Here is a 23,034-nt window from a genome sequence, read left to right as displayed (position 1 = left end):
CCAGGATTGGGGTGGCCCCAGGCCGTGGACGTCGATGAGCACGTCGGGTGGCCGCGTGTTCCACGTGAAACGCACGCCTGGCCGAGTGCCCTCCAACTGCCCGCGAACGAACCAGAGGTCGCGCCGGTCGCTGAGGCTCCCGCCGTAGAGCCCGTCGCGATCCCCCGCCCCCCGGGTCCCCGACGCGCACGGTTCGACCAGGACGAGACGCCACTCGCTCCCGCTCAGGAGGTCGAGGTCGTCGTTTCACGTGAAACGACCAAGCCACGCCTCCCGGCGCCTGCTAGGACCCGGGTGTTCGTCGTCGCGAACCAGAAGGGTGGGGTGGGCAAGACCACGACCTCGGTCAATCTGGCGGCCGGACTCGCCCTCGGTGGGCTCACGGTGCTGGTGATCGACCTCGACCCGCAGGGCAACGCCTCTACGGCTCTCGGGATCGAGCACTCCCCCGGTACGCCGGGTACGTACGAGGTGTTGATCGGTGGGGACGACATCGCCGCCCACGCGGTGGCCAGCAGCGAGGCGCCCAACCTCACCGTCCTTCCCGCCTCGATCGACCTCGCCGGCGCTGAGATCGAGCTTGTCTCGATGGTCGCTCGGGAGAACCGACTGCTCCGGGCTCTCCGCACCTATCTGCGGGACCACGAGGTGGACTACGTCTTCGTCGACTGCCCGCCGTCGCTCGGGCTGCTCACCCTGAACGCTCTGGTCGCCGCCACCGAGATCCTGATCCCGATCCAGTGTGAGTACTACGCCCTCGAAGGCGTCTCGCAGCTGATGCGGACGATCAACCTCGTCACCGGCGAGCTCAACCCGGAGCTGCGCGTCACGACCGTGCTGCTGACGATGTTCGACGCGCGTACCCGGCTGGCTGCTCAGGTCGCGGACGAGGTGCGGACGCACTTCGCGGCCGAGACGCTGCCGACCGTCATCCCGCGTTCGGTCCGGATCTCCGAGGCCCCGAGCTACGGCCAGACCGTCCTGACCTATCACCCTGACTCCGCCGGGGCGGTCTCCTATCTCCGCGCGGCCGAGGAGATCTCCCAACGCGGGGCGGCAGCCGCCACCCTGACCGAGCCCGCAACCACCGGAGGCGCCCGATGACCACCACCACCGAGCGGCGCGGTCTCGGCCGCGGCCTGGGCGAGCTGTTCCAGCGGACCGACCCTACGGAGTCGGTCGCTGGTCCGGGTACTACCGAAGCCAGCGTGGCGAAGGCGCCGGCGCACCCCGTACCCGAGGGGTCCTACTTCGCCGAGCTGGACGTGGCGGCCATCGTCGCCAACCCCCGCCAGCCGCGGACCGTCTTCGACGAGGACGCGATGGCCGAGCTCGTCGGGTCGATCGCCGAGGTCGGGCTGCTCCAGCCCATCGTCGTCCGACCGATCGGGGACGACCGCTTCGAGCTGGTGATGGGGGAGCGGCGCTGGCGGGCCACCCAGGCCGCCGGCCTCCGCCGGATACCCGCCATCGTTCGCCGGACCGAGGACCACGACCTGCTGCGGGACGCCCTGCTGGAGAACCTGCACCGCGCCCAGCTGAACCCGCTGGAGGAGGCGGCGGCCTACCAGCAGATGCTCGAGGACTTCGGCTGCACCCAGGACGAGCTCGCCACCCGGATCAAGCGGTCCCGACCGCAGATCTCCAACACCATCCGGCTGCTCCGGCTCCCGCCGACCGTGCAGCGTCGGGTCGCCGCCGGGGTGCTGAGCGCGGGGCACGCACGGGCGCTGCTCGCCGTCCCCGAGCCGGCCGGCCAGGAGCGGCTGGCGCATCGCGTCGTCGCCGAAGGGCTGTCGGTCCGGGCCACCGAAGAGCTGGTGGCGCTGGGGGAGACGGGCAGTGACGAGGCGCCGCGCCGCCGATCACCCCGACGGACGTCCGAGGCGGCGACCGAGGTGGCCGCTCGGCTGTCCGACCACCTCGACACCCGGGTACGGGTGGAGATGGGGCGCAGCAAGGGGCGGATCGTCATCGACTTCGCCACCCAGGACGACCTCCAGCGGCTCGCTCAGACAATCATCCCGCGATAAGTCGACAAATAGATTTATTCACATCTAGCGTCACAGCAACTCGGAGCGAGCCGGCGCCACGGGTTTGGTATCGTCCGGGCCTCCGGACCGCCGTTCGCCGGCGTTGACCACGATGTCGGGGGCCTCGCCGTTCTCGGCCGCCGCGAGCTTGGCCAGGACGTCCTTGGTCGCCGACCGCTCGGCGACGAAGGACAGGAACGGGATCGTCCCGGCGAGCGCGATGGCCAGCAGCCGCCAGATGCTCCACTTGGCTCGGCGGCCGAGGTCGAACGCCGTGATCAGCAGGACCATGTAGAGCCAGCCGTGCGGGATGGCGGTCCACAGGACGACGGTGCCGTTGTCGTAGCCGTACTTGAGGGGCAATCCGACCAGGGTGAGGACGATCAGCAGCGTGCCGACGAGGTAGGCCATCACCCGGTAGCGGATCAAGGCGTTGCGCATGCCTGCGAGCCTACGTCGTAGGGATCCGCCCGTCGGCTGTGAGATCGAGCACCTCGTCGGGATCGGCGATCTGCGCCTCGGAGTCGGTGTCCGCCTCGAGCGGGTCGGTCAACACCTGGTCACGGGCCACCTTGATGGCCATTGCGACCGCGAAGGCGGCGAACATCCACCACTGCAGGGCGTAAGCGCCGTTGCGCAGCCGTCCGCTGGACTGGGGCAGGTCGAGCGGGGCGGGGGCCAGGCCCTGGTGGGCGGCGTCGGGGGCCGAGAGGGTGACGTAGCCGGTGAGCAGCGGCCCGGGCCACTGCTGCGCCAGGGTCGGGATGCGGACCGAGCTGAGCTGGTCCGCGGGCAGGTCGCCCGGCGGTGCCTCCTCCGAGGGCAGCAGGACGCCGGTCTCGCTCTCGGTGCCGGTCGGCGGTACGGGCAGCTCGGCGGTACGCACCACGCCGCGGACGACCGGCAACACGCCGCCGGTGTCGAGCTGCAGCGCCGACAGCACCCGGTAGCCGGCGGCGGGGTCGTCCAGCGGGACCAGCAGCTGCGAGTCGGGCAGGTAGTGGCCGGTGAAGGTGACCGGCACGCCGTAGCCCTCGTTGATGGCGGCCGCCGGGCGCGCGACCGAGGCCAGCGGGACCGGCGTCGACTGCGCCCGCCGCTCCGACTGGGCCTGACCCTGGGAGTGGTACACGTCCAGCTGCCAGATCCCGAGCATCACCATCACTCCGGCGAGAACCAGCCCGAGCGCCAGGATGCCCAGCTGCCGGAGCCAGATCACCTGGCGCCTCGGTCCAGCGCCCGCTGCGGCGGTCGGACCGGCCGGGCGGCGGCGACCCGGACGAGGTCAGCGCACATCTTGCCGAGGCTCCAGCCGGCGGTCTCGATGGCCAGCGGGACAGCCGAGGTCTCCGTCATCCCGGGGGCGACGTTGACCTCGAGGAACACCGGTTCGCCGGTGGCGTCAATGATCAGGTCGGTCCGGGAGAGGTCACGCAGCCCGAGCTCGTCGTGCACCTTCAGCGCCAGTGCGGCGCAACGAGCGGAGACCACCGGGTCGACCTCGGCGGGGCAGAGAAAGCGGGTGGCACCGGCGGTGTAGCGCGCCGTGTAGTCATACACCCCGGAGTCGGGCCGGATCTCCACCGCCGGGAGGGCCGTCGGGCCGGCTCCCCGGTCGACCACGGCGACCGTCACCTCCGTGCCCTCGACGAACTCCTCGACCACGGCCACGGCGCCGTAGGCGTAGGCGCCGACCATCGCCGACGGCAGCTCGGCGGCGGTGGACACCTTGCTGCAGCCCAGGGCCGAGCCTCCTCGGGACGGCTTGACCATCATCGGGAACCCGATCTGGTCGCCCAGTGCCGAGACCAGCGCCGCGGCGCCGAGCTCGCGGAAGATCTCGTGCGGCAGGGCGACCTGGGCGGGCGTCCGCAACCCGGCTTCCGCGACCACGGTGGTGGCGATCGACTTGTCGAAGGCGACCCGCGACGCCGGACCGACCGAGCCGACGAACGGGACCCCGAGCAGCGCCAGCACCTCCCGGAGCGCGCCGTCCTCGCCGGCCTCGCCGTGCAGGACCGGAAAGACCACCGCGTCGCCCAGCTCGACGAGCCGCGGCACCAGGGCGGAGTCGAGGTCGGACTCCACCACGTCGAGCCCTTGTGAGCGCAACGCCTGGCTGACCCGGCGGCCCGAACGAAACGACACGTCCCGCTCATGGGACAGCCCGCCCGCGAGCACGACGACGGTCCCCGGGGAGTCAGCCGACACGGGGCCGGCCCGTTCCCTGAGCCGGTCGAAGGGCGGCCATCCCTGCCCCTGCAGGAAGTTCCATGATCAACGTCGTCGAGCTCCTCACGTCTGGTTGGCCCCCGGGGCCTCGTACGGAGCCAGCGCCGGATAGCCCGGACCGGCGTCGACCGACGTGCCGAAGGTGGCGTGCACGCCGGCCTCGTAGGCCAGCACCTCGCCCAGTCGCCGGGTGCCCTCGATGATCCGGTCGGGGGTGGGAAAGCAGTAGGACAGCCGCATGAAGCGGCTGCCGAAGCCGTCGGCGAAGAAGGCCGTCCCCGGCACGTAGGCCACCCGGGCCGTGACCGCTCGCGCGAGCATGGCGTGCGAGTCCAGCCCAGCCGGCAGGGTGGCCCAGACGAAGAAGCCGCCGGCCGGAACCGTCCAGGACATCCCAGCGGGCATGTGGTCGGCCAGCCCGGCGAGCATGGCGTCGCGACGTTCCCGGTACATCTCGCGGAACACCTTGATCTGACCGCGCCAGTCGTGGCTCTCCAGGTAGGCCGCGATCGCGTACTGGGAGAAGACCGGCGGGCAGAGCGTCGCCGACTCCTGCGCGAGCACGAGCTTTTCCCGGACGGCGTGCGGCGCGAGCACCCAGCCGACCCGGAAGCCGGGGGCGAAGGTCTTGGAGAACGAGCCGAGGTAGACCACCCGGTCCTCGCTGAGGGACCGCATGGCCGGCGTCGGTTCGCCCTCGAAGCCGAGCAGGCCGTACGGGTTGTCCTCCACCACGAGCAGGTCGGCCTCCTCGGCCACCCGCAGGATCTCGGTCCGCCGCTCGAGGCTCTGCGAGACGCCGGCCGGGTTGTGGAAGTTCGGGATCGTGTAGAGGAACTTGACCGTCCGGCCAGCGGCGCGCAGCGCGGTCACGGACTCCCGCAAGGCCACCGGGTCGAGACCTTGGTCGTCCATGGCCACGTGCGCGACGTCGCACTGGAACGAGCGGAAGACCCCGAGCGCGCCCACGTAGCTGGGGGCCTCGCAGAGCACCACGTCGCCCGGGTCGCAGAAGATCCGGGTCACCAGGTCGAGCGCCTGCTGTGAGCCGACGGTGACGGTGACGTCGTCGGGGTGGGCGTTGATCCCCTCGAGCCGCATCACCTCACAGATCACCTCGCGGATCATCGGCTCGCCCTGGCCGGAGCCGTACTGCATGGCCCGCATGCCGTTGCCCGCGACCAGCTCGTGCAGCGTCTGACCGACCACGTCCAGCGGCAGGTCGGCGATGTTCGGCATCCCCCCGGCCAGGGAGACGACCTCGGGCCGGTTCGCGACCGAGAAGAGCGCCCGGATGGCCGAGGCCGTCATCCCGTGCGTACGGGCGGCGTAGCGGTCGACGTAGGAGTCCAGCCGAGTGTCGCGGCGACGGGGGCCAGCGTCCTCGACCCGCTCGACGGCAGGTCCTGGCCCGGTCGGGAGGGGAGGATACGCACTCACTCTCCAAGGGTGCCTCATCGGCACCAGCGGCGCACGTCGGAACCCAGGTCGTCCCGCGCTCGCGGCGCTCCGGATGATCGCCAGGGCTGGGCATCGCGCCTACGATGGTCCCATGCGCAGCGCCTCCTCGGGTGGGATGCCTCGCCCGCTCCGGTGGTCGCTCTGGTTCGTCGCGGCCGGTCTGTCGGGGTTGGCGGTCGGCTTCGTGCTCGGTCTGGCCGAACCGAGAGCGAGGGTGAGCTGATGGCACGTCGTTTTCGGCCCATGACGGCGGCGGACGTGGCCGAGCTGCCCGTTCCCTGCCGCAGCTGCACCTTCTGGGAGGCCAGCCTGTCCGACCTGGCCACCTCCTCAGACCACCGCCGGACCGAGACCAAGGCCGACTGGGCCGAGGCGGTCACCGCCCACTGGGGTTACTGCGGGGTCGCCGCCTACAACGACCTCGAGCTGATCGGCCACCTCACCATGGCCCCCGCGATGCACGTGCCGCGGCTCGGCGCCTTCGCCACGACGCCGGTGAGCCCGGACGCGGCGGTGCTGATGTCGGTCCGGGTGGCCGAGGAGCACCGAGGTCACGGCGTCGGCCGGCACCTCGTCCAGACCGCGGCCGCGCTGGTGGCCCGCCGCGACATCCGCGCCCTCGAAGCCGTCGGCACCTACCACGACGGGCCGTCCTGCATGCTGCCCGCCGGCTGGCTGCAGAGCGTCGGCTTCGCCGTCGTCCGACCTCACCCGGTCACGCCCCGGCTGCGGATGGACCTGCAGACCACGCTGCGCTGGCGGCCCGGCCTCGGCGCCGCCTGGAACCGGCTGACCGGCCTGGTCAGCCCGCCCCCGCTGCCCGAGCCCGCGGTCTACCTCCCGACCGAGACCCCGGTCCCCTGATCTGATCTGAGGCAACGCGGGAGCATCCGTCAGCGGCCACAGTCAAGCGCCGTCAGCCTGGGACTCGTCGTGATGTCAGTGCACACCTCTTGAGCCCGGCAGATCGTGAGTTTGGGTCCCGACTACGAGACGTTCACTCACACTCTGTGTCTGGACCGAGGTCTGGGCTCCCGATCAGCTGCTGCGACGAGCGCCGACTGTGCCCGCGTTCGGCAGGGTTGGGGCGTTGACGCAGATAGGGTCGAGGCGTGACGTCGAGGGCGCTGGCCAATGCCGTCCCGGCCCCCTACTGGCTCGACCGACCCGAACGACCGGTGGCGCGTCCCCGGCTGGTCGACGACGTCGAGGCCGACCTGGTGGTGGTGGGGGCAGGGTTCACCGGGCTGTGGGCCGCGCTGCAGGCGGTCGAGGCGGACCCGACCCGGCAGGTGGTGCTGCTCGAGGGTGACCGGATCGCGGAGGGCGCGACGGGCCGCAACGGTGGCTTCTGCGCCGCGAGCCTGACCCACGGTCTCGGTAACGGGCTGGAGCGTTTCGCCGCCGAGATGCCCACGCTGCTGCGGATGGGTGCGCAGACCCTGGACGCGATCGAGGACGCGATCCGGCGGCACGGCATCGCTTGCGACTTCGAGCGGACCGGTGAGCTCGACGTCGCCGTGGCCCGGTGGCAGGTGGAGGGGCTCGCCGAGCAGTACCGGCTGGGCACGGAGCTGGGCCTCGACCTGCGGCTGCTGGACACCGACGAGGTACGGGCCGAGGTCGCCTCACCCACCTACCTGAGCGGGGTCTACGACCCCGACGGGGTAGCGATGCTCGATCCGGCCCGGCTCGCGTGGGGGCTCGCGGCTGCGCTCGAGCGGCTCGGGGTCGTCATTCACGAGCACAGCCGGGTCGACGACCTCGCGCTGGACGGCCCCGGCGTCCGGGTGACCACGGCTCACGGCACCGTCCGCGCGGCCCAGGTGCTGCTCGCCACCGCCGCCTCGCCGCCGGTGCTGCGCCGCATCTCGGCGTACGTGGTGCCGGTCTGGGACTACGCGCTGATGACCGAGCCGTTGCCTGCCGACGTCCGCGCCTCGCTCGGCTGGGCCGGCCGCCAGGGGATCGGCGACGCGGGCAACCAGTTCCACTACTACCGACTGACTTCTGGTTCGTTGCCGGGGGACTCGGGGGGGTCGTCCCCCCCGGAGGGACAGAGCGCGCAGGGCGAGCGGCTCCTGTTCGGTGGGTACGACGCGCTCTACTTCGCCGGCGGCAAGACCGACCCCCGGCTGGCTCAGCACCCGCGGACCTTCGCGCTGCTGGCCGAGCACCTGGTGCAGACCTTCCCGCAGCTGGCCGACGTGGCGATCTCGCACGCCTGGGGCGGCACCATCGACACCTGCAGCCGCTTCAGCCCGTTCTGGGGTCAGGCGCTGCGCGGCCGGGTCGCGTACGTGCTGGGCTTCACCGGCCTGGGGGTCGGGGCGTCGCACTTCGGTGCCCGGACCGCACTCGACCTGCTCGACGGTCGTGACACCGAACGCACCCGCCTCGCCATGGTGCGCGGCAAGCCCCTGCCCTTCCCGCCCGAACCGGTCCGGTGGGCCGGCATCCAGCTCACCCGGCGGGCCTTGGCCGCGGCTGATGAGCACGAGGGCCGCCGTGGCCCGTGGCTGCGGACCCTCGACCGGTTGGGCATGGGCTTCGACAGCTAGGAGGGTGGTGTCAAACGCCGGCCTACTGCGCGGCACCCGGGCACGCACCGGGCTTCGTTGCCGTCGTCGCGGAGAGAACCCCGCTATCCGACTCCTCCGGCGCCTTGCCCGGCACGTACCCGGGCACCTGCTCGCTACGGCCGCCGTTCGACACCGCCCTCCTAGACCACCAGCGGCCGGCTGAGCCGGGGTCCGTGCCGCCTGGAGATCGGGGTCATAGAGTGCCGAGCACGGACTCTCGGAGTCCACGAGGGAGCACCATGCGCATCTTGTTGGTCGGGTCCGGCGGCGTCGGCGACGCGTTCGCCAGGATCGCGGTCCGGCGGCCGTTCTTCGAACGGCTGGTTGTCGCGGACTACGACCTCGGCCGGGCCGAGCGGACCGTCGCCGCGGTGGGGGAGTGGCACGGGCCAGACCCTCGCTTCAGCGCCGCGCAGGTCGACGCCTCGGACGCGGCGTCGGTGGCCGCCCTCGCCCGGGAGCACCAGATCACCCACGTGATGAACGCCGTCGACCCGCGGTTCGTGATGCCCATCTTTCGCGGGGCGTTCGACGCGGGTGCGGACTACCTGGACATGGCCATGTCGCTGTCACACCGCGACCCCGACCAGCCGTACGCCCAGACCGGGGTGATGCTCGGGGACGAGCAGTTCGCCGAGGCCGAGCGGTGGGAGTCTGCGGGTCGGCTGGCGCTGGTGGGCATTGGCGTCGAACCCGGCCTGTCCGACGTCTTCGCGCGCTACGCGGCCGACCACCTGTTCTCCCGGATCGAGGAGCTCGGCACCCGGGACGGGTCGAACCTCACCGTGGAGGGCTACGACTTCGCCCCGTCCTTCTCCATCTGGACCACGATCGAGGAGTGCCTCAACCCGCCGGTGATCTGGGAGAAGAACCGGGGCTGGTACGTCACGGAGCCGTTCAGCGAACCGGAGGTGTTCGACTTCCCCGGCGGTATCGGGCCGGTCGAGTGCGTCAACGTCGAGCACGAGGAAGTGCTGCTGATGCCCCGCTGGCTCGACGCCAAGCGGGTGACGTTCAAGTACGGGCTGGGCACCGAGTTCATCGACGTCCTCAAGGTCCTCCGCAAGCTCGGCTTGGACCAGACCGATCCCGTCACGGTCAAGGGGTCCATGTCTGGGCGGGGATCCGAGGGGGTCGTCCCCCTCACGGTAAACGTGAGCCCCCGCGACGTGGTGGCGGCCTGCCTGCCCGACCCGGCCGGCCTCGGTCACCTGATGCACGGGTCGACCTGCGCGGGCCTCTGGGTGACCGGTACCGGCAAGGACGGCCAGCCGCGCGAGGTGTACCTCTACCACGTCGTCGACAACGAGACCACGATGGGTGACTACGGCGCCCAGTGCGTGGTCTGGCAGACCGCGGTCAACCCGGTGGTCGCCCTCGAGCTGCTTGCGGCCGGCACCTGGGGAGGCCGCGGGGTCCTCGGGCCGGAGGCGTTCGACGCCCAGCCCTTCCTCGACCTGCTGGCCGGCGACTACGACTCACCCTGGGGGCTCGAGGAGCGCACACCGGCGCGGTAACGGCTTGGTCGCGTCCGCATCGACAAGCAAGGTGCTGTGCGACGCTGAGTCCGTGCCGACTGCGCCTCACCTTGCCGAGCTGGAGCTGAGCTACGCCACCTCTGGTCGACCGGAGGATTTCGTCGCGGCGGCGATGCGTGTCTTCTCGATCGACTTCGACGAGGAGACGTGGCCCAGCCGCGGGGTGTTCGAGCCGGAGCGCAGCTTTGGCTTCCGGGTCGACGGACGCTGGGTCTCCACCTGCACGGCGTACTCGCGGAGCCTCACCGTGCCCGGCGGCGCGACCCTGCCGAGCGCGGCCGTCACCTTCGTCACGGTCGCCCCGTCGTACCGGCGGCGCGGGCTGCTGAACCAGATGATGCGCCACCAGCTCGACGACACCGTCGCGCGGGGAGAACCGGTCGCGCTGCTCTGGGCGTCGGAGGCGGCGATCTACGGCCGCTACGGCTACGGCACGGCCGCCGGGTCGCTGGCCGTCTCCGGGGCTACCGGCGACCTGGTGTTCCGCGCCGACGTCGACCTGGGCTCCGGGTCGGTCGGCGAGGTCGACCTAGCCGACTGGCGTGCGGCGGTCGAACCACTGCACGCCAGGCTGCTGCCGGAACGTCCGGGTGCGCTGACGCGCTCGGCGCTCTGGTGGGACTCGGCGACCTCGGACGCGCCCATCCGCCGCGGCGGTGCGTCGGCGTTCCGCTTCGCGCTGCACTACGCCCGGTCGGGAGCCGTCGACGGCTACCTCGCCTTCCGCACCCGCGGCGCCGGCTCGGGCGTCGTGAGCGCCGACCTCCAGGTCGGCGTCGCCGAGCTCGACGCCACGAACGCCGCCAGCTATGCCCGACTGTGGCGCTTCGTCTTCGATCTCGACCTGGTCCGTACCGTCCGGGCCACCCTGCCCGTCGACGATCCGCTGCCGTACCTGCTCCGTGACGCCGACGCGCTCGGGTCTGCGCGCGGCGAGAGCTTGTTCGCCCGGCTCGTCGACCTGCCTCGGGCCCTCGAGGCGCGTCGCTACGCCGTGCCGGTCGACCTCGTGCTCGGGGTCCGCGACAGCGTGCTGCCCCAGAACAACGGAGCCTTCCGCCTGCGCGGCGGGCCCGATGGAGCCGAGGTCAGCCGGGTCCAGGACGACCCGGACGTCACGCTCGACGTCCGCGACCTGGCGACCCTCTACCTGGGCGGCACTCCGGCCACGGTGCTGCAGCGCGCCGGTCTGGTCACCGAGCACACGGTCGGTGCGGTCGCGCAGCTCAGCGCCGCGTTTGCCTGGAATCGGCTGCCCTTCTGCCTCGACTACTTCTGACCGCTGAGGGGTAGGTGGCGCAGTAGCGCGGCCCGAGCTGGTCGAGGGCCTCGAAGGCGTTGCGCTCCGGTCTGCCGGCCCTACCCCTTGCCGAACCCGGCCGAACCTGTCACAGTGCAAGTGCTGGTCCCCCAGCCGGTCTGGACGTGCTGGCGCCGTTGACCTCGGCCGCGCCACACGAGAGATGAACTCGCCGCCTGATGTCGCCCGGCACCCTTTGACGTGAGGGTTGCACCGTGAAGTTCTTCCACCACACCACTCCAAGCTCGGCCCCATGACCTGGCGCGACCACGCCGCCTGTCAAGGCGAGAACGGCGACCTCTTCTTCCCCGTCGGCACCAGCGGCCCGGCCGTCCAGCAGGCCGAGAAGGCCAAAGAGGTCTGCTCCGGCTGCACCGTCAGCGACGCGTGTCTGATGTGGGCCATCGAAGCCGGCGCCGACTACGGCGTCTGGGGTGGGCTGACCGAGACCGAACGCCGGTCGTGGGTCGTCCGTCGCCGTCGTCGCCGTCGCGCGGCTCAGCCCAGCCGACCGGCGATGACGGGGCCCTAGCAGGGTGGTGTCAAACGCCGGCCTGCTGCGCGGCACCCGGGCACGCACCGGGCTGCGTTGCCGTCGTCGCGGAGAGAACACCGCTATCCGGCGTCGCCGACTGGGGGCGCTCGGGGTCCCGTACACCCAGCTGGGCCTGGTCGCCGGGCGCCGCGCCTTGCCGAATATCTCTCAATCAGCCCTGCGCGGGTAACCTCATCGTGGACAGATCGCGAATCGAGCTCGGGTGGACGCGCCTCCGCCGGAGCGGCAGGGTGACGAGGGGATCGGCGGTTGAACGTGAGCGACAGCGCACCTGAGGCGGCGGCCTCAGCCCACCCACCGAAGGTGGACCCCACGGTCGCCGAGATCGAGGCCCAGGAGGACGACCTGCAGCAGAGCCTGCGGTCGTTGTCCCGGCTGACGCTGGTCGGAGCCGGGCTGGAACCGTTGCTGACCCGGGTCGCCGAGTACGCCGTGCTGGCCATCCCGGGAGCTGACGGGGCCGGTCTGACCCTGCTGGAGGAGGGCCGGTCGGACACCATCGTGGCCACCACCCCGTTCGTCCGGGAGATCGACGACATCCAGTACTCCCTGATGCAGGGACCTTGTGTGAGTGCCGCGGCCGAGGGGCACACGGTGATGTCGGGGTCGCTGGGCGGCGACCGGAGGTGGCCGCGGTTCGGGTCCCGGGTCGCCCGCCTCGGCGTCCACAGCGTCGTCTCGCTGCCGTTGGTCGCCCAGGACAAGGTGCTGGGGGCGATGAACGTCTACGCCCACGCCAAGCACGTCTTCGACGAGCGCGCGGCCGACCTCGGTGAGCTGTTCGCCGTCCCGGCGGCGATCGCCGTCCAGAACGCGCAGACGATGGCCCAGGCCCAACGGCTGACCGAGCAGCTGCGGGCTGCGCTCGAGCAGCGGATGATCGTCGATCGTGCCGTGGGCATCATCATGAGCCGTTCCGGCGTGGACGAGGTCGAGGCGCTGCAGCGTATCCGGACCTTGAGCCAGCACGAGCACCACAAGCTGGTGGTGATCGCCCAGCAGATCGTCGACGAAGCAGTCCGCCGGGCTCGGAGCCGGCGAGCGGGCGAGTAGTGCCGCCTGTGCCGGTTCGGCCCTGTGGTGCGACCAGGCCGGATGCGCTCCAGACGTGGTCTAGTCTGGACGGGTAGCGGTGACGCGCGATCCGACACCACCGCTACCTCTGCCCTCCTGAGGAGGGCTGATTCCTGCGTGATGATCCGGCGGGCGGACCCGCTTCCTTGGACCGATTCCGTGAGCTCACGATCAGCAGCCCTGGTGGCTCTGCACAACCTCGTGCTCGACACCGACGTCAGCGACGACCTGGCCGGTGGTCTCACCGAGCTGGAGCGGACTCTGTCCGAAGCCGTTCCGTCCTTCGTCGGCCTGCACCTCACCATGGATCTCGGCGGTCCCCCCGTCGTCCTGGCGACCCTGGAGGACGCCGAGGTCGGGTCGGTGATGACGTCACTGCGGTGGGCGAGCGTCGCCGGAGCGACCTCGACGACCCTGACGCTCTACGCCCGGCAGGCCGGCGCGCTCGTCGATCTCGCGGCTGACCTCAGCTGGACCGCTCGCCAGGACCGCCGCGACGAGGTGGCGAGCCTGCTCGCCGGCCCTGACGTCGAGCTGGACCGCGACCTGCCCCCGGCCCCCTTGGCGTCCGGGCTCACCGGTCTCGCCGAGTTCACCGTCGTCAACCAGGCGCAGGGGGTGCTGATCTCCCGCGGTACTGATCCTGAGGACGCGCTGACCGAGCTGATCTTCCAGGCCCAGGCGACGGGTACCGAGCTGATCGACCACGCGCGTCGCCTGCTGGCGGGGCCGTGGGCCGCACCGACCGAGACGCGGGCGAGCGTCGACGACTAGATCAGAGGTACTCCTCCAGCGCGTTCAGCAGCACCGACTTGGACTTCGCGCCCTTGAACGCCTTGACCAGCTCGCCACCCACGTAGACCTGAATGGTCGGCAGGCCGAGGACATGGTTGTTCGCCGGGGTCACCGGGTTGGTGTTGGTGTCCATCTTGACGAACCGCACCTTGTCGCCGTGCTGGTGGGCGAGCTCTTCGATGATCGGGGCGACCTGCTTGCAGGGACCGCACCAGTCGGCCCAGAAGTCGACCACCACAGGGAGGTCGGACTTCAGCACGACCTCGCTGAAGTCGGCGTCGGTAACGTCGGTAACGGTGCTCATGCGGTTCTCCTACGGTTGCGGGACGTGAAGTTCAGTGTGGCGGAGGGCACTGACAGTATTGCTGCGCTCGCCCCGGTCCGACGCTCGCGCGGGGTCAGCTGCCGGCGCCCGTCAGCTGGGCGTGCGCCGCGGCGAGCACGGCGTGTTGGCGCGAAGCGCCGCCTCCGTCCAGAACGTCGAGGTCGTCGAGGTCGGCGAGGTAGCGCTCGGCGTCCAGTGCGGCGGAGCAGCCGGTGCCAGCGGCGGTGATGGCCTGGCGGTAGGTGTGGTCGACCAGGTCGCCAGCGGCGAAGACGCCGGGCAGGTTGGTCCGGGTCGACGTGCCGTCGGTGATCACGTAGCCCTCGCCGTCCAGGTGTACCTGACCGTGGACGAGCTCTGAGCGCGGGTCGTGACCGATGGCGATGAAGAGGCCGCTGACGGCCAGCTCGCGCTCCGCGCCGGTGACGGTGTCGCGCAGCGTGATGCCGCTGACGGACTTGTCGCCCGAGATCGCGGTGACGGCGGAGTTCCAGGCGAACCGGATCTTCGGGTCCTTCTCGGCACGGGCGACCATGATCTTGCTGGCGCGCAAGGTGTCGCGGCGGTGCACCAGGGTGACGGTCTTGGCGAAGCGGCTGAGGAAGGTCGCCTCCTCGACTGCGGAGTCGCCGCCGCCGACGACGGCGATGTCCTTGTCGCGGAAGAAGAAGCCGTCGCAAGTGGCACACCAGGAGACGCCGTGGCCCGACAGCCGCTCTTCATCGGGCAGGCCGAGCTTGCGGTAGCTGGAGCCGGTGGCCAGGATGACGGCCCGGGCGGAGAACTGGTTGCCGTAGCCGTCGGTCACCGTCTTGATCTCACCGGTCAGGTCCATCGAGACGATGTCCTCGCTGACCAGCTCGGCGCCGAAGCGCTCGGCCTGGCTGCGCAGGTTGTCCATCAGCTCGGGGCCCATGATGCCGGCGGGGAAGCCGGGGAAGTTCTCGACCTCGGTGGTGTTCATCAGCGCACCGCCGGCGGTGATCGAGCCCTCGAAGACCAGCGGCGACAGGTCGGCGCGGGCGGCGTAGATGGCCGCGGTGTAGCCCGACGGGCCACTGCCCACGATGATCAGGTCGCGTACCGGGGTGTCGGACTCGACCACGTCGTTGCTCATCGCTTGCTTCCTCACTTCTCCGCGGGCGCTGAGGCCCGAAACCTTACCCCGCCTCAACCGGTCCGGCTGGTTCGCTATTCCGCCTCGGTGGGCACCCGGTGGAGGTCAGCGCGGGATGGGGGCGGAGGCGATCGCGGACGGCTGGAGCGCTCCGCAGCCGGTCACCACGGTGACCAGGTCGGCCCCGGCGGAGTGCGTGTAGACCAGCAGTGCGGGCGAGCCGTCGACGCGGGCGGCGGCCAGCCCGGTGATCCGGCCGCGGGCGACCGATCGGGCGCAGAACCAGGCGTTGGAGAACCGGTGCGGGTCGAGGTCGCGGCTCTGCTCGAGGCCCGCAGCCTGGGCGGCGAGGTCGTCGGTGTTGATGGCCGCGGCCACGACCGGAGGCTCGTTGAGGCCGGCCGTGGCGTTGATCACGTAGCCGCCGCAGCCGAGGACTGCGGCCGCCGTGGCCGCCGCGAGGACAGGTACCCAGCGGCGCCAGCCCGGCGTTCGGTGACGGTCCGCACCGAAGTGCCCGAGGGTGACGGCCCGCCGGGGGGTGCGGGGGCTGGAGGCCGGCTCGGCGGCTGCGGCCTGGCGGCGGGCGGACTCCTGGGCGACCACCGACTGCAGCCGGTGGGCGACCGCAGCTGGCATCCGGGGGACGGCGCGGCGGCGAGCGCCGTGGAGACCGAGGTCAGCGTGGCTGAGGACCGCCGGCAGACCAGGCAGCCGTCCAGGTGTGCCTGGATCCGTGCCGTCCGGTCGAGGTCGAGCAGGTCCTCGGCCCCGTCGGCGAGGTCGTCTCATCCGACCAGTCCTCGGACACGGAGCTGGTCGAGCGTGCGGGTCGAGCCACGGTCCAGCTCCGCCTGCGGGGCTCGGGCCAGTATCCAGCCGAAGAGGGTCGAATGGCCCGTCGTCAGCAGCGCGACGGGCGCGGCATAGCTGTGCTGACGGCCGTCCGCCTCCCGGACGACCAACCGGTAGCAGGGTCCAGGACGGGTCAGGTACTGCCGGACGCGGACCAGCTGCTCACCCTCGAACGTGTGCAGCCGCCGGACCCGGCGAACCGTCAGCCGCGAACCCTCGACGCTCAGGTACGCGCGGGTGCGGGTCCAGATGAACCCCAGCATGCCGATCCAGAGAGCCACCAGGACGGCGATGACCGATGCCCAGCCGTTGGGCCGGGTGCTGGCGACGGCAGCGATGCAGATCAGGGCGCCGACCGAGGTGAACAGGACCGGGGGCTGCCAGACGTAGGAGAGCTCGAGTGGGGCGCTCATCAGCGCTCACGTCCGGTGACGGGCGCGAGGTCGGCCAGCAGCGGCGCGGGTCGGACCCGACCGCGGGCGCAGCGGCTCTTCACCGTGTCGGGAGCGCAGCCCAGGATGAGGGAGGCTTCCTCGACCGAGTAGCCCTGCATGTCGACCAGCACCAGAGCCGCCCGCTGGTCGGGGTTGAGCCGGCCCAGCGCGACGGCGACGTCGGTCCGTTCCTGGGATGCGACCGCCGGGTCGTCGGGGGTGGCGCCGAGGTCGGGGTCGCGGTCCAGGTCGTCCGGCAGCGGGTCGACCGGCCGGACCTTGAGGGCCCGCAACCGGTCGAGGCAGGCGTTGACCACCACCCGGTGCAGCCAGGTGGTGACCTGCGCCTCGCCGTGGAAGCTGGCCGCTCGGCGGAACGCCGACAGGTAGGCGTCCTGCAGCGCGTCCGCGGCGTCCTCAGGGTGGCGCACGGTGCGCAGGGCGACCGCCCACAGCCGGTCGGCGTGCCGTCCGACCAGGATGGCGAACGCGTCCGGGTCGCCGTCGACGTGGCGACGGAGCAGCTCGGCGTCGGTCGGCTCAGGGTCGCAGGGACTCGCGGCAGGCGGGGTCCCGGAGGCGGCCGAGGTGGGGGGTGGGGTTCGGGCGACGGCGGGTGGGCCGGCGCTCACCGGCGGACCACGACCTCGCTGATCCCGCCGCGGTAGCGCTCATCCTCCTTCGGCAGCGAGGTGAGGTAGACCAGCACGAACCGGGTGTTGACCGGCGCCTTCGGGACCAGGGCGGCCGTCCGGCCGGCGTCGGACTGCTTGGCCACGACCCGCCACTGGCTGTCCGAGCTCAGCGGGGCCTTGGTCGTCGTGGCCGGGTCGTCCTCGGGTACCCGCAGCTCGGCGTCGGTCCCGTCTCCGCTCAGGGTCACCGTGACCGAGCTGACCGGTTGGGCCGAGCCGAGGTCGAGCACGAGGCCGACCCCACGCTTGAGGCCGCCCAGCTTGGGGTTGCCGATGTAGGCCACGGTCCGCCACCGGGTGGCCGGGTCGCCGTCGTAGGCGCGGCCGACCTCGTCGGGATTCTCGCGCTTGTCGTCGGCGCCCTGGGGGTCGAAGTCCCGAGCGGCGACGATCGGCACGGTGGTCGAGGCGGGCGGTGCCGTGGTGGCCCTGCTCGTCGTCGACCGGGCGGGGGTGGCCTGCGGCCCCGGGTCGGGGGCGGCGCTCAGCTGGTTGTCCAGCACCAGGGCCGCCACCAGGCCGACACCGGTGAGCAGCACGATCAGCATCACCAGCACGGCGATCCAGCGGCGCGGCGGGTGCGGCGGCCGGACCCGGTGCGGGGCCGGCTGGCTCGGTACCGGGGCACGGACGACGGTCGTCCCAGCGGCCCCGGTCGCCCCCGCCCCGATTGCCCCCGCCCCGACTGCCCCCGCCCCGCTGAGCCCGGTCTCGCTCGGGCCGCCGTCGGTTACCGGTCGGCTGATCCGCAGCGGCGCGGCGTCCGCGGCGGGCGTGTGCGGGCCGGCCAGGCCGTACGAGCGGACCGCGGTGTCGCCGGGACGGTCGTCCAGGACGACCGGGGTGAGCTCGGTCGGCTGGTCCAAAAGCGTCGAGACCGGTCCGGAGGTGCGGTTGGTCGCCGCCCCGACCTTCGGGATCGGCTGCCGCAACCGGCGTTCGAGGTCACCGGACGCGTCGGCGGCGCCGAGCACCTTCGTCAGCGCGTCGACCAGAGCGTTCGCCGTGGTGATCGGGCTGGCGCGGTGCCGCGGCTGGTCACCCAGCAGCTGGTCGCAGATGTTGTCGAGCGCCGGCGAGACCCCGGCGCGTACCTGGCGCGGCGACATCCAGTGCCGGCCGACCATCGGGGCGTCGGGCAGGCTGTACGCGGGGCCGCCCGGCCAGCGGCAGACCAGGGCGGCGTAGAGCAGCCGACCGAGGTCGAGCACGTCGAGCAGCTCAGGGTCGTGCGCAGCCTGCTGCAGCCGGGCCGAGGCTGCCCGCGAGGCGCGCGCCGGTCGCAGCGTCGCCTCGATCAGCAGGCCGACGATCTTCACGTCGCCGGTCGGGGTGATGATCACGGTCTCGGGGCTGATCCGGCGGTGGTGCAGGCCGAGGCTGTGCACCCCCGACAGCGCGTCCGCGACCTCACGGACGACCCAGCCGGCCTCGAGCGCCGACAGCGGGCCGTGGGTGAGGATCGACTCGAGCGACTGGCCGGTCGCGTACTCGCAGACGATGTAGGAGCCGAGGTCGGGGTCGTCGCCCGAGGCGGCGCGCTGGTCTTCGGTCCGGGGCTGCGGGACGGCGTCCAGCACCCGCAGGAAGCGGGAGTCGGTGGCCACGGACGCACGCCGGGCCGCAGCCATCAGGTCGGGCTCGGCCTCGTCCCCGGGCGGCAGCAGGTGCACCAGCACCGACCGCGACAGCACCTGGTCGAACGCTCGCCAGGTGATGGCCGGTTCCGAGACGGCCAGCAGCTCTTCGAGGCGGTAACGGGTACCGAGCACCGTGCCGGCAGGCAGCGATGCGGCGCGGGTGACCGGTGCGGTCACCCGGTCCGCGGCGTTGGGCGAGGCGTCCCCCAGATCAGCCTCGCCCGCCGGGTCGGTTCCGTTCAGTTCCCGACGGAGGTCCGTACGGGTCATTGCGGCGGAAGTCATGCGGTCAGCGTTCTCGTTCGTGCCGGTCGGTGGCTGGGTCGCCGGGCCGGCGGTGATTGGTGGCTCGATCGTAGGTGGCGCCGGCGGTTCTGCAGGGGTTGAACCGCCGGAGGTTGCCGAATCGTGAGGTGCGCCGCCGCCGCCCCCGCTGCCGCCACGTCGCGACACCGTGGCGATGATCGCGCTCACCTCGGTGACCCGGAGCAGCCGGGCGGCCACCAGGAACAGGACCACCGCGGCGATCCCGGCGACCGCCAGAGCGACGGCCCGACCGAGCTGGGAGTCCCCGCCCGGCCCGGCCAGTCCCCGGACCAGCAGCCAGTTGATTAGCACCGCGACGACGGCCGCCGGCGTGACCGCGACCAGCAGCCGGACGCAGTGCTCGAGCAGCTCGACCGCGTCCAGGGCCGGCAGCCGTCGCCGCAACCGGGCGAAGGAGAGGCCGATCCCCACCACGTAGGCGAGTGAGTAGGCCAGCCCCAGCGCGGCCGCCACCAGCGTGGGCCGGTCGACGATCGCCACCGCGGCCAGCCCGAGCAGCACGTTGGCGCCGGCGATCACCACCTGCAGGAAGAACGGGGTCCGGGTGTCCTCGAGGGCGTAGAAGGCGCGCAGGCAGACGTACTGGATGGTGAACGGGACGAGACCGACTCCCAGCGCCATCAGCGCCCAGCCCACGTAGGCGACGTCCTCCCCGCCACGGCCGAAGCCGAAGAGCACCCGGGCGATCGGGACCCCGAGGGTGAGGAACGCGACCGAGGCGGGCAGCAGGGCGGTCAGGGCCAGCCGGAGCGAGCGCATCGTCTCCCGCGCCACCCCGTCCAGGTCGCCGGTCGCGGCCATCGCCGATGCTGCGGGCAGCATCGCGGTCGCCAGCGACAAGGTGATCAGCGAGTGCGGCAGGATCCAGACCGCGTACGCGTTGGAGTAGACCAGCAGCCCGGCCCCCTCGCCCCGGACGGTGGCGCCGGTCGCCAGCTTGCTGACCACCACCAGCGCCACCTGGGTGACCAGCACGTAGCCGAGGGTCCACTTGGCCAGCCCGAACGTCTTGCCCAGCCCCGTGTGCCGGAAGTCGAACCGGGGCTGGAACCGGTAGCCGGCGCGGCGCAGGAACGGGACCAGGACGGCCGCCTGGGCGACGATGCCGAGGGTCGAGCCGAGCCCGAGCAACAGCTCCTGGCCGGAGGTGAACGCGCGGCCCGGGTCGGTCCGCTGAAAGACGACGAGGAAGATGCCGAGCACCGCCAGCGAGATCACGTTGTTGGCGATCGGCGCCCACATCATCGGGCCGAAGCGTTCCCGGGCGTTGAGCACCTGCCCGGCCAGCACGTGCACGCCGTAGAAGAAGACCTGCGGCATGCAGTAGTAGCCGAGCACGACCATCGAGTGGTACTGGCTCGACAGCGCGGGACTCTTCCAGCCGTCGGCGGAGTAGAGGTCGATGACCAGCGGTACGGCCAACGTCAGCACGACCGTGATCAGGCCGAGAGCGAGCAGGCCTGCGGTCATGATCCGGTTCGTGTAGGCCGTGCCGCCGTCCGGGTCGCCCTTGATGGCGCGGACGATCTGGGGCACCAGGACCGTGTTGAGCACGCCGCCGGCCAGCAGGATGTACATGCTGTTCGGCACCGTGTTGGCGACGGTGAACATGTCGGCCTGGCGGGTCGCGTTGCCGAAGAGGAAGGCCAGCAGCGACAGCCGGGCAAAGCCGAGGAGCCGGGAGACCAGCGTGCCGCCGGCCATCAGGGCACTGGCCGAGATCAGCCGGGACGTCCGGCCGGAACCGGTGTCGGTGACGGCCGGGCGCTCTTCGGTCGGGTCGTCGAGCCCTGGGTGGTCACGTCCTGGGTTCTCGAGGGTCGGGTCGACCGCCGAGGTCGAGGTGTCAGGCATCGAAGCGTTCCCGGTCCTCGGGCAGCACCCGGTCGGTGGTCGACGGCGGAGCGCCGTCGAGGTGGCTCTGCTCCAGCCGTTCGGCGTCGGCGGGCGGCGCCGAGGTCAGGGCGGACGGCCCGTCCGGCTCGCCGGCCGCCGCGGCCGCCTCGGCTGTGCGGATCCGGCCGACTCGTCGGATCCGCAGTGCGGTGCCGCCGAGGAAGACGACCATGGCTGCGCCGGCGATCGCCCAGCCAGTGGTGCCGTTCTGGGTGACCCGGACGTCGATGGTCAGCGGCCGACCGACCGGCGTCCCGTCCGCCGTCTGCAGCTGGGCCTTGACCGGGACCGTGCCGTTCGCGCGTGCAGTGACCTGCGCGTTCTTCGTGACGTTCGTCCCGGCCGCGACCTCGCGGAAGCTCAGGGGCTTGACGGCGAGGCGGCGCTCCTGGTCGGAGACGAAGACCAGTGTGAGGTTGACCGCGTTGACCTCCTCGTCGTCGGGGTCGACCGGCAGCAGGTTCTTCACGGTGATCGGGAACTCCAACCCCTCCCGAGCAATCGTGGTGAACTTGGGGCTGCTGCTGATCTGAATGCCGTCGAGCAGCACGGCGTCCAGCGCGGCCTGCTGCGGGGCCAGCAGCAGCCGGCGCTCGCGGTCGTGCTCGCGCCAGGCGGCGCTGGCCATCCGGGCGACGGCGGCCTGGCCGTCAACCATGGCGTCGTCACCGTCGACGAGCAGCTCGGCGTAGGTGGCGGTCCGGCGCGCGAACGTCCGGAGGCTGCCCAGCTCACCGATGGTCAGCTCGGCCGCGACCGCGGTGTCGGGATAGACGAGCTGTTGGTCCCATCGGGCGGGGCGGCCGGTCAGCAGCGCCCCGAGGGTGCTCGGGGTGACCCAGGGTGCGGCGACGCCGGGGTCGTCGCCCTGGACCTGCGCGGTGCTGGTGATCAACCGGACGCGACCCTGGGTGGCCGACGAGCCGGCCGCGGTGGCCTCCACCCAGCTGTCGGCCAGGGCGCGCTGGCGCAGCTGGACGGGCGTCGTCCGCGGGTCCGGGCCAGGACCACCGCCGCCGGAGGAACCGTTGCTGTAGCGCACGATCGGGGCGGCGCTCCCGGAGCCGGTGCTGAGGCCGGCGAGCAGCGGGCTGTCGCCGGGCGCGGAGGCGTCGGACAGCATGATCGCCGCCGGACGCAGCTGCTCGGCGGCTCGTACGGTCGCCTCGTCGGCGTACCCACCAGCGGGCAGCACGAGCAGCGGCAGGGACGCCGTCGCGCTGATCCGGCGGCCGGCGTCGACGATGTCGGTCAGCAACGAGCTCTGGCCGGAGTGGACGAGCGCGGCGAGGTCGGGGGAACCGTAGAGCAGCCGGAAGCCGTCCCGGGTGGCCTGCAGCGAGGCGAACCGGCTCAGCCACCGGATGGCGTCCGCACGGCCCGTGCCGGTGGTGGCCGGTCCGTCGCCGGTCTGGACGGTGTAGCCGTCCTTCATCGTGGTCAGCTCCTCGACCAGCTCCGGGTCGACGGCAAAGCTGGTCCCCGCGCTGTCGGCCGCGCTCAACAGCTCGTCCAGCCGGCCGCCGGAACGCACCTCGTCGGCGAGGTGGTCATCGACCAGGACGCCCCGGCGCAGCAGGGACGGCTGTGAGCTCAGCACCACCAGCGAGGTCAGCTGCAGCCGGCCTGCTGGCTCGTCCGCCAGCACGGGGACGAAGGTCCGGGCGCGGCCCACGGCGACCGGGACGCCGTTCTGCAGGACGTGCACGCCCATCAGGTAGACGCCGTCGGTGGGGGAGAGCTGGAGGCTGGCCACGGGGGCGGTCAAGGTGAAGGTCGCCGACGCGCCTGGCTCCAGGTAGGGGTCGTCGGCGGTGTAGAGGTCGTCGTAGTAGTCGGACGCGCGGTTCCCCAGCGGCATGTTCGACTCTGAGGCGAGCGCCTGCTCGACCCCTTCCGGAGTGGTGATGGGGCCCTGGTCACGCCAGAAGATGGCCTGCAGCCGGTACAGCCGTTCCTTCGTCACGTTGGTGACCCGTCCGGTGACGGTGATCGTGCCGTCCCGGGCCGGCAAGGACGGGGTCAGCGTGGTGAGGGTGATGCTGACCAGGGCTTCGGGTTCGGCGGCCGAGGCGGACGGGCTGGGTCCGACGCCCAGCACGACGGCCAGTCCGGCGAGCAAGGCGACCAGCACCCTGAGAGGCTGGACGCGCAGCACGGTCATGCGCGCTGGC

The 23,034-nt window shown here is 71.9% G+C and carries 21 protein-coding genes; 10 read left to right on the top strand and 11 right to left on the bottom strand.

Going from position 1 to position 23,034, the window contains the following annotated elements; translation table 11 throughout:
- Positions 1-159 precede the first annotated feature (159 nt).
- The gene (locus ACFE76_RS08400; protein ID WP_375431371.1) at positions 160-1,104 is read left to right on the top strand and encodes a ParA family protein; all 945 of its coding nucleotides are present in this window, start codon (positions 160-162) and stop codon (positions 1,102-1,104) included.
- On the top strand, positions 1,101-2,033 hold the full coding sequence (locus ACFE76_RS08395; RefSeq protein ID WP_375431294.1) for a ParB/RepB/Spo0J family partition protein: 933 nt from the start codon (positions 1,101-1,103) through the stop codon (positions 2,031-2,033). The genes ACFE76_RS08400 and ACFE76_RS08395 overlap by 4 nt, the downstream gene beginning before the upstream one ends.
- Before the next feature lie 30 nt (positions 2,034-2,063).
- Here ACFE76_RS08395 and ACFE76_RS08390 read toward each other — a convergent pair whose 3' ends face one another.
- From ACFE76_RS08390 to ACFE76_RS08375, 4 genes are all read right to left on the bottom strand, one after another.
- Positions 2,064-2,474, bottom strand: coding sequence for a DUF3817 domain-containing protein (locus ACFE76_RS08390; protein ID WP_375431293.1), 411 nt, complete (start codon positions 2,472-2,474; stop codon positions 2,064-2,066).
- A gap of 10 nt (positions 2,475-2,484) precedes the next feature.
- A complete protein-coding gene (locus ACFE76_RS08385) occupies positions 2,485-3,252 on the bottom strand; it encodes an SURF1 family protein (RefSeq protein WP_375431292.1) in 768 nt (255 codons plus the stop codon).
- On the bottom strand, positions 3,249-4,244 hold the full coding sequence (locus tag ACFE76_RS08380) for a D-alanine--D-alanine ligase (RefSeq protein WP_375431291.1): 996 nt from the start codon (positions 4,242-4,244) through the stop codon (positions 3,249-3,251). The genes ACFE76_RS08385 and ACFE76_RS08380 overlap by 4 nt, the downstream gene beginning before the upstream one ends.
- Before the next feature lie 84 nt (positions 4,245-4,328).
- A complete protein-coding gene (locus ACFE76_RS08375; RefSeq protein ID WP_375431290.1) occupies positions 4,329-5,705 on the bottom strand; it encodes a PLP-dependent aminotransferase family protein in 1,377 nt (458 codons plus the stop codon).
- 112 nt (positions 5,706-5,817) lie between these two features.
- On the opposite strand from ACFE76_RS08375, the gene ACFE76_RS08370 reads away from it, so the two are divergent.
- From ACFE76_RS08370 to ACFE76_RS08335, 8 genes are all read left to right on the top strand, one after another.
- Positions 5,818-5,949: a hypothetical protein gene (locus ACFE76_RS08370; protein WP_375431289.1), complete on the top strand. Its 132-nt coding sequence runs from the start codon at positions 5,818-5,820 to the stop codon at positions 5,947-5,949.
- Positions 5,949-6,590, top strand: coding sequence for a GNAT family N-acetyltransferase (locus tag ACFE76_RS08365; RefSeq protein WP_375431288.1), 642 nt, complete (start codon positions 5,949-5,951; stop codon positions 6,588-6,590). Before ACFE76_RS08370 ends, ACFE76_RS08365 begins: the two co-directional genes overlap by 1 nt.
- Before the next feature lie 248 nt (positions 6,591-6,838).
- Positions 6,839-8,287, top strand: a complete 1,449-nt coding sequence (locus tag ACFE76_RS08360) for an NAD(P)/FAD-dependent oxidoreductase (protein ID WP_375431287.1) — start codon at positions 6,839-6,841, stop codon at positions 8,285-8,287.
- A gap of 260 nt (positions 8,288-8,547) precedes the next feature.
- Positions 8,548-9,825 (top strand): saccharopine dehydrogenase family protein, encoded by a 1,278-nt coding sequence (locus ACFE76_RS08355; protein ID WP_375431286.1) that lies wholly within the window; start codon positions 8,548-8,550, stop codon positions 9,823-9,825.
- Between the two features lie 52 nt (positions 9,826-9,877).
- Complete coding sequence (locus tag ACFE76_RS08350) at positions 9,878-11,125, top strand: GNAT family N-acetyltransferase (protein WP_375431285.1); 1,248 nt, start codon at positions 9,878-9,880, stop codon at positions 11,123-11,125.
- A gap of 274 nt (positions 11,126-11,399) precedes the next feature.
- Entirely contained in the window at positions 11,400-11,678 is a 279-nt protein-coding gene (locus ACFE76_RS08345) for a WhiB family transcriptional regulator (protein ID WP_375431284.1), read from the top strand.
- 327 nt (positions 11,679-12,005) lie between these two features.
- Complete coding sequence (locus ACFE76_RS08340; RefSeq protein ID WP_375431283.1) at positions 12,006-12,755, top strand: ANTAR domain-containing protein; 750 nt, start codon at positions 12,006-12,008, stop codon at positions 12,753-12,755.
- Positions 12,756-12,959: 204 nt separating this feature from the next.
- On the top strand, positions 12,960-13,550 hold the full coding sequence (locus ACFE76_RS08335; RefSeq protein ID WP_375431282.1) for an ANTAR domain-containing protein: 591 nt from the start codon (positions 12,960-12,962) through the stop codon (positions 13,548-13,550).
- 1 nt (position 13,551) lies between these two features.
- On the opposite strand, the gene trxA is transcribed toward ACFE76_RS08335, so the two are convergent.
- The 7 genes from trxA to ACFE76_RS08300 form a co-directional block, all read right to left on the bottom strand.
- A complete protein-coding gene (gene trxA, locus ACFE76_RS08330; RefSeq protein ID WP_375431281.1) occupies positions 13,552-13,875 on the bottom strand; it encodes a thioredoxin in 324 nt (107 codons plus the stop codon).
- A gap of 94 nt (positions 13,876-13,969) precedes the next feature.
- On the bottom strand, positions 13,970-15,013 hold the full coding sequence (gene trxB / locus ACFE76_RS08325) for a thioredoxin-disulfide reductase (protein ID WP_375431280.1): 1,044 nt from the start codon (positions 15,011-15,013) through the stop codon (positions 13,970-13,972).
- A gap of 105 nt (positions 15,014-15,118) precedes the next feature.
- A complete protein-coding gene (locus tag ACFE76_RS08320) occupies positions 15,119-15,652 on the bottom strand; it encodes a hypothetical protein (protein WP_375431279.1) in 534 nt (177 codons plus the stop codon).
- Between the two features lie 149 nt (positions 15,653-15,801).
- Positions 15,802-16,281 carry a hypothetical protein gene (locus tag ACFE76_RS08315; protein ID WP_375431278.1) on the bottom strand — a complete coding sequence of 160 codons (480 nt, stop codon included), beginning with the start codon at positions 16,279-16,281 and terminating at the stop codon, positions 15,802-15,804.
- Positions 16,281-16,934: an RNA polymerase sigma factor SigM gene (sigM, locus tag ACFE76_RS08310; RefSeq protein WP_375431277.1), complete on the bottom strand. Its 654-nt coding sequence runs from the start codon at positions 16,932-16,934 to the stop codon at positions 16,281-16,283. Before sigM ends, ACFE76_RS08315 begins: the two co-directional genes overlap by 1 nt.
- Positions 16,931-20,818 carry a murein biosynthesis integral membrane protein MurJ gene (murJ, locus tag ACFE76_RS08305; RefSeq protein ID WP_375431276.1) on the bottom strand — a complete coding sequence of 1,296 codons (3,888 nt, stop codon included), beginning with the start codon at positions 20,816-20,818 and terminating at the stop codon, positions 16,931-16,933. Before murJ ends, sigM begins: the two co-directional genes overlap by 4 nt.
- Entirely contained in the window at positions 20,811-23,024 is a 2,214-nt protein-coding gene (locus ACFE76_RS08300; RefSeq protein WP_375431275.1) for a DUF6049 family protein, read from the bottom strand. The genes murJ and ACFE76_RS08300 overlap by 8 nt, the downstream gene beginning before the upstream one ends.
- Positions 23,025-23,034 lie beyond the last annotated feature (10 nt).

Source organism: uncultured Friedmanniella sp., from assembly GCF_964244005.1.
Taxonomy (GTDB): Bacteria; Actinomycetota; Actinomycetes; order Propionibacteriales; family Propionibacteriaceae; genus Microlunatus.
The sequence above is the reverse complement of the archived record's forward strand: the minus strand, read 5'-3'. Positions and strand labels throughout refer to the sequence as shown.

Bases quoted from the DNA above. Each gene is read 5' to 3' on its own strand.
- ACFE76_RS08395 (WP_375431294.1), top strand. From the start codon at position 1,101: ATGACCACCACCACCGAGCGGCGCGGTCTCGGCCGCGGCCTGGGCGAG.
- ACFE76_RS08390 (WP_375431293.1), bottom strand. From the start codon at position 2,474: ATGCGCAACGCCTTGATCCGCTACCGGGTGATGGCCTACCTCGTCGGC.
- ACFE76_RS08370 (WP_375431289.1), top strand. From the start codon at position 5,818: ATGCGCAGCGCCTCCTCGGGTGGGATGCCTCGCCCGCTCCGGTGGTCG.
- ACFE76_RS08365 (WP_375431288.1), top strand. From the start codon at position 5,949: ATGGCACGTCGTTTTCGGCCCATGACGGCGGCGGACGTGGCCGAGCTG.
- ACFE76_RS08355 (WP_375431286.1), top strand. From the start codon at position 8,548: ATGCGCATCTTGTTGGTCGGGTCCGGCGGCGTCGGCGACGCGTTCGCC.
- ACFE76_RS08345 (WP_375431284.1), top strand. From the start codon at position 11,400: ATGACCTGGCGCGACCACGCCGCCTGTCAAGGCGAGAACGGCGACCTC.
- trxA (WP_375431281.1), bottom strand. From the start codon at position 13,875: ATGAGCACCGTTACCGACGTTACCGACGCCGACTTCAGCGAGGTCGTG.
- trxB (WP_375431280.1), bottom strand. From the start codon at position 15,013: ATGAGCAACGACGTGGTCGAGTCCGACACCCCGGTACGCGACCTGATC.
- ACFE76_RS08320 (WP_375431279.1), bottom strand. From the start codon at position 15,652: ATGCCAGCTGCGGTCGCCCACCGGCTGCAGTCGGTGGTCGCCCAGGAG.
- ACFE76_RS08315 (WP_375431278.1), bottom strand. From the start codon at position 16,281: ATGAGCGCCCCACTCGAGCTCTCCTACGTCTGGCAGCCCCCGGTCCTG.
- murJ (WP_375431276.1), bottom strand. From the start codon at position 20,818: ATGCCTGACACCTCGACCTCGGCGGTCGACCCGACCCTCGAGAACCCA.
- ACFE76_RS08300 (WP_375431275.1), bottom strand. From the start codon at position 23,024: ATGACCGTGCTGCGCGTCCAGCCTCTCAGGGTGCTGGTCGCCTTGCTC.